We start from the raw sequence: 13,682 nt of genomic DNA, 5'->3' as shown, positions 1-13,682 counted from the left end.
GGGGTAGTGCCGGCCGCTGGCCGGCAACCCACACAGCTGCCGGCCAGCGGCCGGCACTACCGATCGCGCGACCGTCTCCACGACGTCGCGCCGCTCCTGCATAATCGGGGCATGAGTGTCCTGCGCTTCGACAATGTCAGCAAACAGTACGCCGGTGGCCACGAGGCACTGACCGATGTCAGCTTCGAGGTCGCGCCGGGCGAGATGCTGTTCGTCACCGGCCATTCCGGTGCGGGCAAAAGCACCCTGCTCAAGTTGATCCACCTGGACGAGCGGCCCAGCCGCGGCGCGGTGGTGTTCGACGAGCGCAACCTGCTGAAGGTGCGCGGCGGCGACGTGCCCCGCCACCGACGCGCGGTGGGGGCGGTCTACCAGGACCACCGCCTGCTGATGGACCGTTCGATCGCCGAGAACGTGGCGCTGCCGCTGATCCTGCGCGGTACCCGCCGTGGCGACATCAACAAGCGCGTGCGCTCGGTGCTGGAACGGATGGGCCTGGGCCACCGCGAGAAGGCGCTGCCTTCGCAGCTGTCGGCCGGCGAGCAGCAGCGCGTCGGCATCGCCCGCGCGATCGTTGGTGAGCCCAAGTTGCTGGTGGCCGATGAGCCGACCGGCAACCTCGACCCTACCCTGGCGGCGGAGATCATGGCCCTGTTCGCCGAGCTGCCCTCGCGCGGCACCAGCGTGCTGGTGGTCAGTCACGACCTGCCGCTGCTGCGCCGCATGCGCAAGCGCGTGCTGATCCTCGACCACGGCCGGCTGGTGGATGACATCTCGCCGCAGGACCTGGCGGAGTAACCGATGGCGAAGAACGAAAACAGCGAAGCCGCCGCCCCCTCGCGTGTGGGTGTCTGGTTCCAGCACCACGTGCACAGCGTGGTGTTCAGCCTGGGCCGCGCCTGCCGCAAGCCGTGGGCGACCCTGCTGACGGTGATGGTCATGGCGCTGGCACTGGCCCTGCCGCTGGGGCTGTCGATCGCGCTGGACAACCTCAAGCAGTTCGCCGGCAGCGTGCAGCAGTCGCGCGACATCAACGTGTTCCTGAAGGGCAACGTCGATGGGCCCGGCGCGCTGCGCCTGGCGGGCCAGCTGCGCGACCGCGACGACGTGGCCGAAGTGAACGTGCGCACGCCCGAGCAGGGCCTGCAGGAACTGCGCGATGCCGGCCTCGGTGAGGCCATCGACGCACTCAACGACAATCCGCTGCCCTCGCTGCTGGTGATCACCCCCGGCCAGGGCAAGGACGATGCACGCCTGGCGCGCGCGCTGGAAAGCCTGCCCGAGGCCGACCTGGTGCAGCACGATGCGCTGTGGCGCCAGCGCCTGGATGCCTGGCTGGCCTTCGGTGCGCGGCTGGTGCAGGTGCTGTCGGTGCTGCTCGGCGTGGGTGCCGCGCTGGTGGTCGGCAACACGGTACGCCTGGACATCCAGGCCCGCCGCGAAGAGATCGGCGTGCTGCAGCTGCTCGGCGCCAGCGATGGCTTCATCCGTCGCCCGTTCCTGTACCTGGGCGCGTGGTACGGCCTGGGCGCCGGCGCGGTGGCGCTGGCCCTGATCGGCGCCGCCGGTGCCGCCCTGCGCATGCCGCTGGCCGAACTCTCGCGCAGCTACGGCAGCCCGTTCGTACTGCACGGCCTGGACCTGCTGCATGGCGGCCTGGTCCTGCTCGGCACGCTGCTGCTGGGTTGGCTGGGCGCCTGGCTGGTCACCGGCCACTTCCTCCGCCAGACCCGCCCGACCGACACCTGAGACCGGCATGCAACCGCAAGCGCTGAAGCACCTTGAAGGGCCCGCGACGCGGGTGATGGTGGTCGATGGTTCGAAGCTGGTGCGCAAGCTGATCGCCGACGTCCTGCAGCGTGACCTGCCCGGCGTGGAGGTGATCGGCTGCGACAGCATCGAGGATGCGCAGCAGGCGCTGGCGCAGGGCCCGGTGGACCTGGTGACGACCTCGCTGACCCTGCGCGATGGCGACGGCCTGGCGCTGGCGCGGATGGTGCGCGAAGCGGCCGGCCAGGCCTATGTGCCGGTGATCGTGGTCTCCGGCGATGCCCAGCAGCACCTGGAGCAGCGCCGCTTCACCGAGTACGTCACCGACTATTTCGACAAGGCGCTGGGCCACGAGGCACTGGCGACCTTCATCCGCGGCTACGTGCAGCCGCAGACCATTCCCGGCGCCACCATCCTCTATATCGAGGACAGCCGCGTGGTGGCCGAGGCCACCAAGCGCATGCTGGAACGCCAGCAGTTGAACGTGCTGCACGTGGTCAGTGCCGAAGAAGCGTTCACCCTGCTCACCGCCGAGTCGCTGGGCCGCAGTCGCCACCGCATCGACCTGGTGCTGACCGACGTCACCCTGAAGGGCGAACTGAGCGGTCGCGACGTGGTGCAGCGCGTGCGCGTGGACTTCGGTTACGGCAAGCGCCGCCTGCCGGTGCTGGTGATGACCGGCGATGGCAATCCGCACAACCAGACCGGGCTGCTGCAGTCCGGTGCCAACGACCTGGTGCTCAAGCCGATCGAAGAACGGCTGCTGGTCACCAAGGTGCTGTTCCAGCTGCGGCTGGCCCGATTGAACGATGGACCCCTGTTGCGATGATGGATGAAGTAGCCGACACCCCGACGATCCAGCTGGAACCGAGCTGGAAGCAGCATGTCGGCGATTACCTGTTGCAGCCGCAGATGCGCGAGCTGTCCAGCTTCCTGCGCCAGCGCAAGGCCAGTGGCGCGGCGGTGTTCCCGCCCGGCCCGCAGATCTTCGCCGCGTTCGACGCCACGCCGTTCGAGCAGGTGAAGGTGGTCATTCTCGGGCAGGACCCGTACCACGGCCGCGGGCAGGCGCATGGCCTGAGTTTCTCGGTGCCGCCGGGCGTGCCGGTGCCGCCGTCGCTGCTGAACATCTACAAGGAGATCGAGAGCGATCTCGGTATCCCGCGTCCGGACCACGGCTGCCTGATCCCGTGGGCGCAGCGTGGCGTGCTGCTGCTCAATGCGGTGCTGACGGTGGAGGAGGGCAAGGCCGGTGCGCACCAGGGGCGTGGCTGGGAAGGCTTCACCGACCACGTGGTGGACGTGCTCAACCGCGAGCGCGAAGGGCTGGTGTTCATGCTCTGGGGCGCCTATGCGCAGCAGAAGGGCAAGGTCATCGATACCCGCCGCCATCGCGTGCTGAAGTCGCCGCATCCGTCGCCGCTGTCGGCCCACCGTGGCTTCCTCGGCTGCCGGCATTTCTCGATGGCCAACGAGTACCTGCAGCGCCGCGGCCAGGCCCCGATCGACTGGTCGCTGCCGCCCCGCTCGGCGCTCTGACCGTCGGTGGGTGACCGGGGCTGAACGCCGGGCAACGTTTCCGGGCCTGAATGGGTCCTGCGGACGGCCCGTTCAGCTCCGCTTGACCGGAATTGGCCGGTTTCCAGTAGGTAATTGCTTGAATTCCAAGGGATTGTGAATCCCGAAAAGCATGCTCGCCACTGTCATCAAATCGCGCTACGGTAGGGCTCTGTTTGGGACCAGTGTTGCATCAATGGGACGCTGGAACTTTTTCCTCCTTTAGCAGTCCAAATGCCGGACTGCTAAGATGGGTGCCTATGAGCCAGAACACCTCTACTGCCCTTGTGGCAAACAATCTCCCGATTCCCAGTGCGCTCGGTTCGCTGGACGCCTACATCGGTGCCGTGCACCAGATCCCGGTGCTGTCGGTCGATGACGAACAGGACCTGGCCCGTCGCTTCCGCGACGGTAACGATCTGGACGCCGCCCGCGAGCTGGTGCATTCGCACCTGCGCTTCGTGGTGCACGTGGCCCGCGGCTACAACGGCTACGGCCTTGCGCTGGGCGATCTGATCCAGGAAGGCAACATCGGCCTGATGAAGGCGGTCAAGCGCTTCGACCCGGACATGGGCGTGCGCCTGGTCTCCTTCGCCGTGCACTGGATCCGTGCCGAGATGCACGAGTTCATCCTGAAGAACTGGCGCATCGTGAAGGTCGCCACCACCAAGGCGCAGCGCAAGCTGTTCTTCAACCTGCGCAAGTCGAAGACGCGCCTGGGCTGGATGAACGCGGCTGAGGTGAGCGCGGTGGCCAAGGACCTGAACGTGTCCGAGCGCGAGGTCATGGAAATGGAGTCGCGCCTGTCCGGTCGCGATATCGGTTTCGATGCGCCGACCGACGAGGACAACGAGCACGCGCCGCCGTCGCCGGCTGCGTTCCTGGTCGCCAACGATGAAGACCCGTCGATGGCCTACGAACGTGCCGACAGCGAAGACAACCAGATGCAGCTGCTGCGCGAAGGCCTGGCCGAGCTGGACGCCCGCTCGCGCGACATCATCCGCCGTCGCTGGCTGGACGCGGACAGCAAGGTGACGCTGCAGGAGCTGGCCGACGAGTACGGCGTGTCGGCCGAGCGCATCCGCCAGGTTGAAGCGAATGCGCTGAAGAAGATGAAGGCGCTGTTCACCGCGTAAGCGGGGTGGCGTTGAAGCGATGAAAAGGCCCGGCATTGCCGGGCTTTTTCTTTTTGGTGGCGTTCTCATCCACGCATGGCGTGGCTCTAGTCTGACGCCAAAGCGGTGATTGCGCCGACCGGATCATGTGCTGGATGCTGATGTTCACGCCGTACCACGCAGTGGCACGGTATGATCATGCCACGCGTCTTCCGCACACGAAGTTTCAATCGCAGCATGCGCAGGACCACCCTGTCCGACGCTGCGCTGTACCGGTCGGTACGTGAAATGGAAGAGGGTCTGGTGGATGCTGATCTTGGCGGCGGAATCTTCAAGAAGCGCGTTGCCTTGCCGGGGCGAGGAAAGCGTGGGAGCGTCCGAACCATCGTCGCCACACAGCGAGGCGGGCATTGGTTCTTCCTTTTCGGCTACGAGAAGAATGAACGTGCTGCAATCACGAATGCGGAACGCGATGCGCTGCAGCTGTACGCATCGGAGTTCTTGAAAATGAGTACGGCGCAGCTGAATCGTGCCGTGCAGTACGGGGATCTACAGGAGATCAGCCATGACGAAGACCCCTGAGCGACGGCGCGCGAAAAGTGCGCTTCTTGAGGCGGTGCATGATGCGGCTGTGAGTCTGCACGCACATGGCTTCATCGATAAACGTCGATTGAGCAGCTACGAAGCGCTTTGCCTTGAGCCGGTCCCTGAATACAGCAGTGCCCAGATCCGTGCCCTGCGTGCGTCATTGCAGCTCAGTCAGCCGGTCTTTGCTGGAGTTCTCAATACCAGCGTTTCCACCGTACGCAGCTGGGAACAGGGCGAGAAGAAGCCCAGCGGACCATCACTGAAGTTGCTGAACCTGATTGATCGGAAGGGACTCGAAGCAGTCCTGTAAAGCAAAGGCCCGGTTCTGCCGGGCCTTTGCTTTTCCGAGGTGTTCAATCCACGCGTGGCGTGGATCTACCCCGGCGGTGTGGCGCCTGTAGAGCCACGCCATGCGTGGCTGCGGCGCCGGACCTCAGCCCTCGCGTGCGATCGCGCGCCAGCCGATGTCGGTGCGGTGGAATTCGTTGGCCCAGGTCACCTTGGCCACGCCGGCATAGGCCTTTGCCTGCGCATCGCGCACGCTGTAGCCAAGCGCCGCCACGCACAGCACGCGGCCGCCGGCACTGACCACCTGGCCCTGCGCGTCCAGCGCGGTGCCGGCATGGAACACCTTGGCACTGGCCGGCACGTCGTCCAGGCCGGAAATCACGTCGCCGGTGATCGGCGTTTCCGGGTACGGCCTGGCGGCCAGCACCACGCCCAGCGACGGACGCGCATCCCACTGTGCTTCTACCTGGTCCAGGCGGCCGTCGATGGCGGCTTCCACCAGCTCCACCAGGTCCGACTGCAGGCGCAGCATCACCGGCTGGGTTTCCGGGTCGCCGAAGCGCACGTTGAACTCGATGACCTTCGGTGCGCCGCTGGCGTCGATCATCAGGCCGGCATAGAGGAAGCCGGTGAACGGGATGCCGTCGGCGATCATGCCCTGCACGGTGGGGTTCACCACCTCACGCATCACGCGTGCATGCACCTCCGGCGTCACCACCGGGGCCGGCGAATAGGCGCCCATGCCGCCGGTGTTCGGGCCGGTATCGCCGTCGCTGACGCGCTTGTGGTCCTGCGAGGTGGCCATCGGCAGCGCATGCACACCGTCCACCATCGAAATGAAGCTGGCTTCCTCGCCGTCGAGGAATTCCTCGATCACCACGCGTGCGCCGGCATCGCCGAACGCGTTGCCGGAGAGCATGTCTCGCACCGCGTCTTCGGCTTCGGTCAACGTCATTGCGACGATCACGCCCTTGCCGGCGGCGAGGCCATCGGCCTTGACCACGATCGGTGCGCCCTTCTCGCGCACGTAGGCCAGCGCAGCGTCCACGTCGCTGTGCACGGCGTAGAACGCGGTAGGGATGTTGTGGCGGGCCAGGAAGTCCTTGGCGTAGGCCTTGCTGCCTTCCAGCTGCGCGGCAGCGGCGGTCGGCCCGAAGATGCGCAGGCCGGCGGCGCGGAAGCGGTCGACCACGCCGGCCACCAGCGGTACTTCCGGGCCGACCACGGTCAGCGCCACGCCTTCAGCCTGGGCCAGCGCCAGCAGACCGTCGATATCGGTGACCTTGACCGCCACGTTGCGGCACTTGTCTTCGCTGGCGGTGCCGGCGTTGCCGGGCGCCACGATCACTTCGGTGACACGGGAGGACTGGGCCAGCTTCCATGCCAGGGCGTGTTCGCGGCCGCCAGAGCCGATGACAAGTACGTTCATCACGAGATTCCAGATTGCGTGGGAAGGGAGGATCGATATCCCCGGCGGCGCGCGTGGTTCACTCGCAGCCTTCGCGTCGCAGCGATTCGGGGAAGGAGTAGGCCCAGGTCTTCGGGTCCAGGGTAAAGCGGTGCTGCTGCCGGACCTGCTTGCCACCACAGGTGATTCCGGTTTCCTCGATCAGCAGTGGCCAGACGCGCGCGCTGCGGTCGCTGTCGTCGAAACGCAGGGCGAAATCGATGCTGAAGCGGCGGGTGCGGCAGTCGTTGGTCGTGTCGGGGTCGGTGCTGGCATCGACCGTGTCGCACTCGTACTGGGCGTCATTGTCGATATGGCTACGCACGCTGCCACTGGCCACCAGGCCGTTCGGGCCCGGCAGGATCAGCGACTGCGAGAGCAACGAGAAACCCTGCCCGAACCAGCCGTCCTCGACGCGGAAACCATAGAAGTCGCTGCCGGCGCGGATGATGCTGGTGGTGCCGGGCTGGCCGCCGCTGCCGAAGCGCTGGCCGGTCAGTTCGCTGGCCACTTCAAAGCCCTCGCCATTCGGGCGCAGCACGAAGAACTCGATGGTTCCCGGGTCGATGTGCGCGCCATCGACCAGCGCACCGCACACGGCCAGCAGCTGTTGCCAGCTGTCACCGCTCACCACCGGTTGTTCCGCGCAGACCTGCCAGTCCATCGCATGGGTGTCGCCATCGTCGGTCCAGCTGCCGCGCCATTCACCGGAGAGCTTGGCGTTGCTGCCGTAGCGCTGGACCAGGAAGGCCTGCAGCCGTGCGGTGCGGCTGACATGCTGCGCCGGTGAGGCGGGGGCCACCGGCGGCGCATCTGCCTTCGGGCCCGTGCTGGGCTCGGCAGCAGGCTTGCAGCCCGCCAGCACGGCCGCACCCGCGAGGGCGAGGGCGGCCAGCGATTTCATCGAAACTGTGGACATCCGTGTCGCTCCAGGATCAATGGCGGAAGTGGCGCACGCCGGTGAACACCATGGCCAGACCATGTTCGTCGGCGGCGGCAATCACTTCGGCATCGCGCATCGAACCGCCCGGCTGGATGACCGCCTTGATGCCGGCGGCAGCGGCGGCGTCGATGCCGTCGCGGAACGGGAAGAACGCGTCGGAGGCCATCACCGAGCCCTCGACTACCAGGTTCGCATCGGCGGCCTTGATGCCGGCGATGCGGGCCGAGTACACGCGGCTCATCTGGCCGGCACCGACACCGATGGTGCGGTTGTCCTTGGCATAGACGATCGCGTTGGACTTCACGAACTTGGCCACCTTCCAGGCGAACAGCAGGTCGGTGAACTGCTTGTCGGTCGGCGCCAGCTTGCTGACCACCTTCAGTTCATCACGGGTCATGCCGCGGTTGTCCGACGACTGCAGCAGCAGGCCCGAGCCGACGCGCTTGCTGTCGAAGTTGTTCAGGCCATCGCCGTGCGGGATGCGCAGCACGCGCACGTTGGCCTTCTTCTGCGCGTATTCCAGCGCAGCCGGCTCGTAGTCCGGGGCAATCAGCACTTCGACGAACTGGCGGTCCAGGATCACCTTGGCAGTGGCGGCGTCCAGCGGCTTGTTGAAGGCGATGATGCCGCCGAAGGCGCTGGTCGGGTCGGTGGCGTAGGCCAGCTCGTAGGCATCGCCGTTGCCGGCACCGACGGCCACGCCGCACGGGTTGGCGTGCTTGACGATGACGCAGGCCGGCGCATCGAACTGGCGTACGCATTCCCACGCCGCATCGGCATCGGCCAGGTTGTTGTAGCTCAGTTCCTTGCCCTGCAGCTGCTGGAAGGTGGCCAGCGTACCCGGCAGCGGGTACAGGTCGCGGTAGAACGCGCCGCTCTGGTGCGGGTTCTCGCCGTAGCGCAGGTCCATCACCTTCACGAAGGTGGAATTCATCTGCGCCGGGTACTCGGCACGGGCCGGCACCGCGGCGTCGGTGGCGGTGACCGCCGACAGGTAGTTGCTGATCGCCGCATCGTACTGGGCGACGCGGTTGAACGCGGCCACCGAGAACGCGAAGCGGGTGGCAGCCGTCAGCTGGCCGTTGTTGGCCTCCAGCGAGGCCAGCAGCTCGGCGTACTGCGACGGGTCGGTGGCCACTGCCACGCGGGCAAAGTTCTTGGCCGCCGAGCGCAGCATGGCCGGGCCGCCGATGTCGATGTTCTCGACCGCGTCGGCCAGGGTGCAGTCGGCCTTGGCGGTGACCGACTCGAACGGGTACAGGTTCAGCACCAGCAGGTCGATGGCACCGATGCCGTGCTCGGCCATCACTGCATCATCCAGGCCCGAACGGCCCAGCAGGCCGCCATGCACCATCGGGTGCAGGGTCTTGACCCGGCCGTCCATCATTTCCGGGAATCCGGTGACCTCGGCCACGTCCTTCACGGCCAGGCCCGCATCGCGGATCGCCTTGGCGGTGCCGCCGGTGGACAGCAGCTCCACGCCGCGTGCCGCCAGCGCAGTGGCCAGCTCGACCAGGCCGGTCTTGTCGGAAACGGAGAGGAGGGCCCGGCGGACGGGCAACAGATCAGCAGTCATGGGACAGAATCGGCAGCGGAGCGGGGCCGATATTGTAGGCGGTGGGGGCCGGTGGCGGGCGCTGGAAGGGGTAATTGGCCTCGGCAATCGGTGCATGGCCGCGTCAGGCACATCGATCCGACCGGATCCGGTGGCGGGGCTGCGGGCCGGAGCCGGGTTGCCGGAATCTGTCGACGATGGGGTAGGCTGTGCCCGCACTGCCAAGGATTAGCGGGTACAGATCGTGTCGATCTATGCATTGAAAGGACGTTTCCAGGACCTGTTGCGTCCCGCCGTACGCGGTCTGTACCGCATGGGAATCACCGCCAACGCGGTGACCGTGGCCGCCGCCGTGGTCTCGCTGCTGGTGGCCGCCGCCGTCTGGTGCTGCGCGCCGGCCCAGCCCCTGCTGTACCTGCTGCTGCCGCTGTGGATGCTGCTGCGCATGGCGCTCAACGCCGTGGACGGCATGCTGGCCCGCGAGTTCGGCCAGCAGTCGCGGCTGGGCGCCTACCTGAACGAGCTGTGCGATGTGATCGCCGACGCGGCGCTGTACCTGAGCCTGCTCAGCGTGCCGGGCGTACGCCCGGAGGCGCTGTGGCTGCTGGCCTGGACGGCGGCCCTGAGCGAGTACGCCGGCGTGCTGGGGCTGATGGTCGCTGCCAGCCGCCGCTATGACGGCCCGATGGGCAAGAGCGACCGCGCGTTCGTGATCGGTGCGATGGGCCTGCTGCTGGCGTTTGAGTGGGTTGGCGCGATGACGGTCACTGGCGTGGCCGCGGCCATGGCGGCGCTGTGCATGCTGACCATGATCAACCGGGTCCGTCGCGGACTGCGGGAATCGGCGGTTTCGCCGAATTAATCAAGCAGATACAAAAAGACAATCAGGAGATTGCATGCGTCAGGCGCAGGAACGGGAATTCCACAGCTTCGACCAGGTACCGCTGTTCTACCGGTACTGGGCGGGCACCACCGCAACGCCGGCCACCAAGGCCATCGTGCTGCTGCACCGCGGCCACGAGCACTCCGGGCGTGTCACCCACCTGGTCGATGAGCTGGACCTGCCCGACACCGCCTTCTTCGCCTGGGATGCGCGCGGCAATGGCCGTTCGCCGGGTGCGCGTGGCGATGCACCGGGCTTCCCGGCGCTGGTGCGCGACCTGGACAGCTTCATCGCCCATATCGGCGCCGAGCATGGCATCGCGGTGGAAGACATCGTGGTGATCGCGCAGAGCGTGGGGGCGGTGGTCGCCGCGACCTGGGTGCACGATTACGCGCCGCGCCTGCGTGCGCTGGTGATGGCTTCGCCGGCGTTCAAGGTGAAGCTGTACGTGCCGTTCGCGCGGCCGGGCCTGGCCTTGATGCAGAAGCTGCGTGGCAACTTCTTCGTCAACAGCTACGTCAAGCCGCAGTGGCTGACCCATGACCCGGCGCGGGTGGAAAGCTACCGCACCGATCCGCTGATCACCCGGCCGATCTCGGTGCGCGTGCTGCTGGGCCTGTACGAAGCGGCCGACCGCATCGTGGCCGATGCGCAGGCGATCAGCGTACCGGTGCAGCTGCTGGTGTCCGGCTCCGACTTCGTCGTGCACCGTGGCCCGCAGGACCGCTTCTACGAGCGCCTGTCCAGCCCGATCAAGGAGCGCGTGCACCTGCCGGGCTTCTTCCACGACACGCTGGGCGAGCGCGATCGGGCGCCTGCGCTGGCACGCATCCGCAGTTTCATCCAGGCGCGTTTCGCCGAGCCGCTGCGCGAGCTGTCACGGCGCGACGCGCACCGCCATGGGCCGACCTTCGAGGAATCGGAGATCCTGGCGTGGCCACCGGAGCGTAACAGCCTGGCCGACCTGCGCTGGCGCGTGGTACGTGGCGGCCTGCGTTTCGGCGGTACGTTGTCCGAAGGCATCGCGCTGGGACTGCAGACCGGTTTCGATTCGGGCAGCACGCTGGACTACATCTATCGCGACGAAGCGCGTGGCAAGGGCCCGCTGGGGCGGATGGTCGACCGCAACTATCTGGATGCGATCGGCTGGCGCGGCATCCGCATTCGCGGCCAGCACCTGCAGGAACTGCTGCGCGACGCTGCCCAGCGCCTGCGCGGGCAGGGCACGCCGGTGCGCGTGCTGGATGTGGCTGCCGGCCATGGCCGCTACGTGCTGGAAGCGCTGGGCCAGGGCGAACAGCGCGCCGAGCGCATCGTGCTGCGCGACTTCAGCGATCTGAACGTCACCCAGGGCCAGGCACTGATCGAGCGCCTGGGGGCGGCCGACATCGCACGCTTCGAGCAGGGCGATGCGTTCGATCCGTCACAGCTGGCCAAGGTCGATCCGTCGCCCACGCTGGCGGTGGTGTCCGGCCTGTACGAACTGTTCCCCGACAACGACGCCGTGCTGCGCTCGCTGCAGGGCATCGCCGCAGCGGTGCCGGTGGGTGGCTACCTGGCCTACACAGGCCAGCCCTGGCACCCGCAGCTGGAATTCATCGCCCGTGCGCTGACCAGCCATCGCGGTGGCGCGGCATGGGTGATGCGCCGCCGTACCCAGCAGGAAATGGATGAGCTGGTGCGCCTGGCCGGGTTCGAGAAGGTGGCGCAGCGCATCGATGACTTCGGCATCTTCACCGTGTCGCTGGCTCGTCGGACCGCGTGATGGCGACGCTCGCCGCAACCCCGCTGGCCGCGGAAGGGCGCCCCTGGCGGCGCGCCCTGTTGTGGCTGGCCCTGCTGGGCCCGTTCTTCTTCGCCAGCTATGGCTTCGCCAACTGGATGGCTGGCCGCCATGCCGAACTGCCAGTGATGGCGTTCGGATGGGAAACGCAGATTCCGTTCGTACCGTGGACGATCGTGCCGTACTGGTCGATCGACCTGTTCTACGCGATCTCGTTCTTCCTGTGCCGGCGTCGGCTGGAACTGGACCGGCACGCGCTGCGGCTGTTCAGTGCACAACTGATCGCCGTGAGCTGCTTCCTCCTGTGGCCGTTGCGCTTCAGCTTCGAGCGGCCGGAGATCGGCGGCGTGTTCGGTTGGCTGTTCGATGTGCTGCTGGGCTTCGACAAGCCGTTCAACCAGGCGCCGTCGCTGCACATCGTGTTGCTGATCGTGCTGTGGGTGAAGTTCGCGCAGTACCTGCATGGCGCGTGGCGCTGGGTGTTGCACGTGTGGGCGCTGCTGATCGGCGTTTCGGTGCTGACCACGTTCCAGCACCACTTCATCGATGTTCCGACCGGCCTGCTGGCCGGCTGGCTGTGCGTCTGGCTGTGGCCGGAGCAGGGCACGCCACCGCTGCGTGCGTGGCGCACGGCACGTGATGCCAAGCGCTGGCGCCTGGCGGGGCTGTACCTGCTGGGGGCCGCTGTGCTGCTGGTGCCGGTGATCCTGCTGCGGGGGGCAGCGTTGTGGCTGCTGTGGCCGGTGGTGTCGTTGCTGCTGGTGGCGCTGGCCTATGCCGGGCTGGGTACGGCGGTGTTCCAGAAGCGCGCTGATGGGCGCCTGACCATGGCGGCGCGCTGGTTGCTGGCGCCGTACCTGGGCGCGGCCTGGATCAATTCGCGGCTGTGGACGCGGCGTGCGCCGCAGCCGGTGCCGGTGATGGATGGCGTGTGGCTGGGGCGTATTCCCTGTGCTGCGTTGCCAACACCCCTGGTCGGCGTGGTCGATTCCTGTGCTGAACTGTCCTGTCGTGCACCGGGCGCGGCGTATGCCAGTGTGCCGATGCTGGACCTGGCGGTGCCCACGCCGGAACAGCTGCGCGCGGCGACCGAGGCGATCGAGCGCCTGCGCATGCAGGGGCCGCTGCTGGTGTGTTGCGCGCTGGGCTATTCGCGCAGTGCTGCCAGTGTGGCGGCCTGGCTGCTGCGCAGTGGTCGTGCCGCCGATACCGATGCCGCGGTGGCGATCGTGCGCGCGGCACGTCCCGGTATCGTGCTGGGCGCGGCGCATCTGCATGCCATCACTGCTGCAGCGGGAGCACGCACGTGAGTACGGTTCCCGATCTGGCGACCATGCAGCTGCTGCTGCGGCAGGGCCGTTGGCCGGCGTTGCTGTCGTTGGGCCTGTTGCTGGTGGCGTTGCTGCTGCTTGGCACCGAGCCGGACCTGGCGATGGTTGCTGCCGGCCTGCTGCTGGTCAGCGTCGTCGTCGGGCTCGCACAGGCCTACCACGCATGGCGGGTCGGGCTGGATGCCAGCCTGCTGCAGCTGCTGCGCGATGAAGGCCTGGAGGGTGACGCCGCTGCGCGCCGTACCGACCAGCTGCTGCACGACAGTGGCCTGCGCCGCGCCGCGCCCGACGCGCCGCTACGCGGTTGGGACCTGCGCTGGGCCGGCATGCGCCGCCTGCTGCTGCGCCAGTACCTGCTGACAGCGGTGCAGGTGGTGCTGCTGGTGCTGGCCGTGGTGTGGCCGCAGACGTGAACGGGAGGA

Annotated in this window: 14 protein-coding genes; 11 read left to right on the top strand and 3 right to left on the bottom strand. The window is 67.4% G+C overall.

Annotated elements, in window-relative coordinates; all coding sequences use genetic code 11:
• Positions 1-111 precede the first annotated feature (111 nt).
• From ftsE to relB, 7 genes are all read left to right on the top strand, one after another.
• The gene (gene ftsE / locus ACUZUJ_RS19955; RefSeq protein ID WP_005419728.1) at positions 112-798 is read left to right on the top strand and encodes a cell division ATP-binding protein FtsE; all 687 of its coding nucleotides are present in this window, start codon (positions 112-114) and stop codon (positions 796-798) included.
• A 3-nt stretch (positions 799-801) separates the two neighbouring features.
• Positions 802-1,749 (top strand): permease-like cell division protein FtsX, encoded by a 948-nt coding sequence (ftsX, locus tag ACUZUJ_RS19950; RefSeq protein ID WP_014038703.1) that lies wholly within the window; start codon positions 802-804, stop codon positions 1,747-1,749.
• Between the two features lie 7 nt (positions 1,750-1,756).
• The gene (locus ACUZUJ_RS19945; RefSeq protein ID WP_049424094.1) at positions 1,757-2,599 is read left to right on the top strand and encodes a response regulator; all 843 of its coding nucleotides are present in this window, start codon (positions 1,757-1,759) and stop codon (positions 2,597-2,599) included.
• Positions 2,596-3,309, top strand: coding sequence for a uracil-DNA glycosylase (ung, locus tag ACUZUJ_RS19940; RefSeq protein ID WP_005419723.1), 714 nt, complete (start codon positions 2,596-2,598; stop codon positions 3,307-3,309). The genes ACUZUJ_RS19945 and ung overlap by 4 nt, the downstream gene beginning before the upstream one ends.
• Positions 3,310-3,587: 278 nt before the next feature.
• Complete coding sequence (gene rpoH, locus ACUZUJ_RS19935; RefSeq protein WP_006473441.1) at positions 3,588-4,463, top strand: RNA polymerase sigma factor RpoH; 876 nt, start codon at positions 3,588-3,590, stop codon at positions 4,461-4,463.
• A 177-nt stretch (positions 4,464-4,640) separates the two neighbouring features.
• Complete coding sequence (locus tag ACUZUJ_RS19930) at positions 4,641-5,024, top strand: type II toxin-antitoxin system RelE/ParE family toxin (RefSeq protein WP_458220603.1); 384 nt, start codon at positions 4,641-4,643, stop codon at positions 5,022-5,024.
• On the top strand, positions 5,008-5,340 hold the full coding sequence (gene relB, locus ACUZUJ_RS19925) for a type II toxin-antitoxin system RelB family anti-toxin transcriptional regulator (RefSeq protein ID WP_014038700.1): 333 nt from the start codon (positions 5,008-5,010) through the stop codon (positions 5,338-5,340). The genes ACUZUJ_RS19930 and relB overlap by 17 nt, the downstream gene beginning before the upstream one ends.
• A 123-nt stretch (positions 5,341-5,463) precedes the next feature.
• On the opposite strand, the gene purD is transcribed toward relB, so the two are convergent.
• From purD to purH, 3 genes are read right to left on the bottom strand one after another with little or no spacing between them, the layout of a single operon-like run.
• Positions 5,464-6,747, bottom strand: coding sequence for a phosphoribosylamine--glycine ligase (gene purD / locus ACUZUJ_RS19920; protein WP_458220602.1), 1,284 nt, complete (start codon positions 6,745-6,747; stop codon positions 5,464-5,466).
• A 58-nt stretch (positions 6,748-6,805) separates the two neighbouring features.
• Positions 6,806-7,684 carry a hypothetical protein gene (locus tag ACUZUJ_RS19915; protein WP_458220601.1) on the bottom strand — a complete coding sequence of 293 codons (879 nt, stop codon included), beginning with the start codon at positions 7,682-7,684 and terminating at the stop codon, positions 6,806-6,808.
• Between the two features lie 16 nt (positions 7,685-7,700).
• Complete coding sequence (gene purH / locus ACUZUJ_RS19910; protein WP_458220600.1) at positions 7,701-9,284, bottom strand: bifunctional phosphoribosylaminoimidazolecarboxamide formyltransferase/IMP cyclohydrolase; 1,584 nt, start codon at positions 9,282-9,284, stop codon at positions 7,701-7,703.
• A 223-nt stretch (positions 9,285-9,507) separates the two neighbouring features.
• Between purH and ACUZUJ_RS19905 the strand changes: the two genes are divergently transcribed.
• Genes ACUZUJ_RS19905 through ACUZUJ_RS19890 form a run of 4 tightly spaced genes read left to right on the top strand, consistent with a single transcriptional unit; the run spans position 9,508 to position 13,673 of the window.
• Positions 9,508-10,125, top strand: a complete 618-nt coding sequence (locus ACUZUJ_RS19905; protein ID WP_458220599.1) for a CDP-alcohol phosphatidyltransferase family protein — start codon at positions 9,508-9,510, stop codon at positions 10,123-10,125.
• 34 nt (positions 10,126-10,159) lie between these two features.
• Positions 10,160-11,911, top strand: coding sequence for a bifunctional alpha/beta hydrolase/class I SAM-dependent methyltransferase (locus tag ACUZUJ_RS19900; RefSeq protein ID WP_135966499.1), 1,752 nt, complete (start codon positions 10,160-10,162; stop codon positions 11,909-11,911).
• Positions 11,911-13,239: a phosphatase PAP2/dual specificity phosphatase family protein gene (locus ACUZUJ_RS19895; RefSeq protein ID WP_458220598.1), complete on the top strand. Its 1,329-nt coding sequence runs from the start codon at positions 11,911-11,913 to the stop codon at positions 13,237-13,239. Before ACUZUJ_RS19900 ends, ACUZUJ_RS19895 begins: the two co-directional genes overlap by 1 nt.
• A complete protein-coding gene (locus ACUZUJ_RS19890) occupies positions 13,236-13,673 on the top strand; it encodes a hypothetical protein (protein ID WP_101766174.1) in 438 nt (145 codons plus the stop codon). The genes ACUZUJ_RS19895 and ACUZUJ_RS19890 overlap by 4 nt, the downstream gene beginning before the upstream one ends.
• Positions 13,674-13,682 lie beyond the last annotated feature (9 nt).

The sequence above is a fragment of the Stenotrophomonas sp. S4 genome, assembly GCF_054187805.2.
Note: the sequence above shows the minus strand (reverse complement) of the source record. Positions and strands in the feature narration are given on the sequence as shown.

Coding starts and splice junctions, on each gene's coding strand:
- ACUZUJ_RS19900 (WP_135966499.1), top strand. CDS start 10,160: ATGCGTCAGGCGCAGGAACGGGAATTCCACAGCTTCGACCAGGTACCG.
- ACUZUJ_RS19945 (WP_049424094.1), top strand. CDS start 1,757: ATGCAACCGCAAGCGCTGAAGCACCTTGAAGGGCCCGCGACGCGGGTG.
- relB (WP_014038700.1), top strand. CDS start 5,008: ATGACGAAGACCCCTGAGCGACGGCGCGCGAAAAGTGCGCTTCTTGAG.
- ACUZUJ_RS19895 (WP_458220598.1), top strand. CDS start 11,911: ATGGCGACGCTCGCCGCAACCCCGCTGGCCGCGGAAGGGCGCCCCTGG.
- ACUZUJ_RS19930 (WP_458220603.1), top strand. CDS start 4,641: ATGCCACGCGTCTTCCGCACACGAAGTTTCAATCGCAGCATGCGCAGG.
- ACUZUJ_RS19915 (WP_458220601.1), bottom strand. CDS start 7,684: ATGTCCACAGTTTCGATGAAATCGCTGGCCGCCCTCGCCCTCGCGGGT.
- ung (WP_005419723.1), top strand. CDS start 2,596: ATGATGGATGAAGTAGCCGACACCCCGACGATCCAGCTGGAACCGAGC.
- rpoH (WP_006473441.1), top strand. CDS start 3,588: ATGAGCCAGAACACCTCTACTGCCCTTGTGGCAAACAATCTCCCGATT.
- purD (WP_458220602.1), bottom strand. CDS start 6,747: ATGAACGTACTTGTCATCGGCTCTGGCGGCCGCGAACACGCCCTGGCA.
- ftsE (WP_005419728.1), top strand. CDS start 112: ATGAGTGTCCTGCGCTTCGACAATGTCAGCAAACAGTACGCCGGTGGC.
- ftsX (WP_014038703.1), top strand. CDS start 802: ATGGCGAAGAACGAAAACAGCGAAGCCGCCGCCCCCTCGCGTGTGGGT.
- purH (WP_458220600.1), bottom strand. CDS start 9,284: ATGACTGCTGATCTGTTGCCCGTCCGCCGGGCCCTCCTCTCCGTTTCC.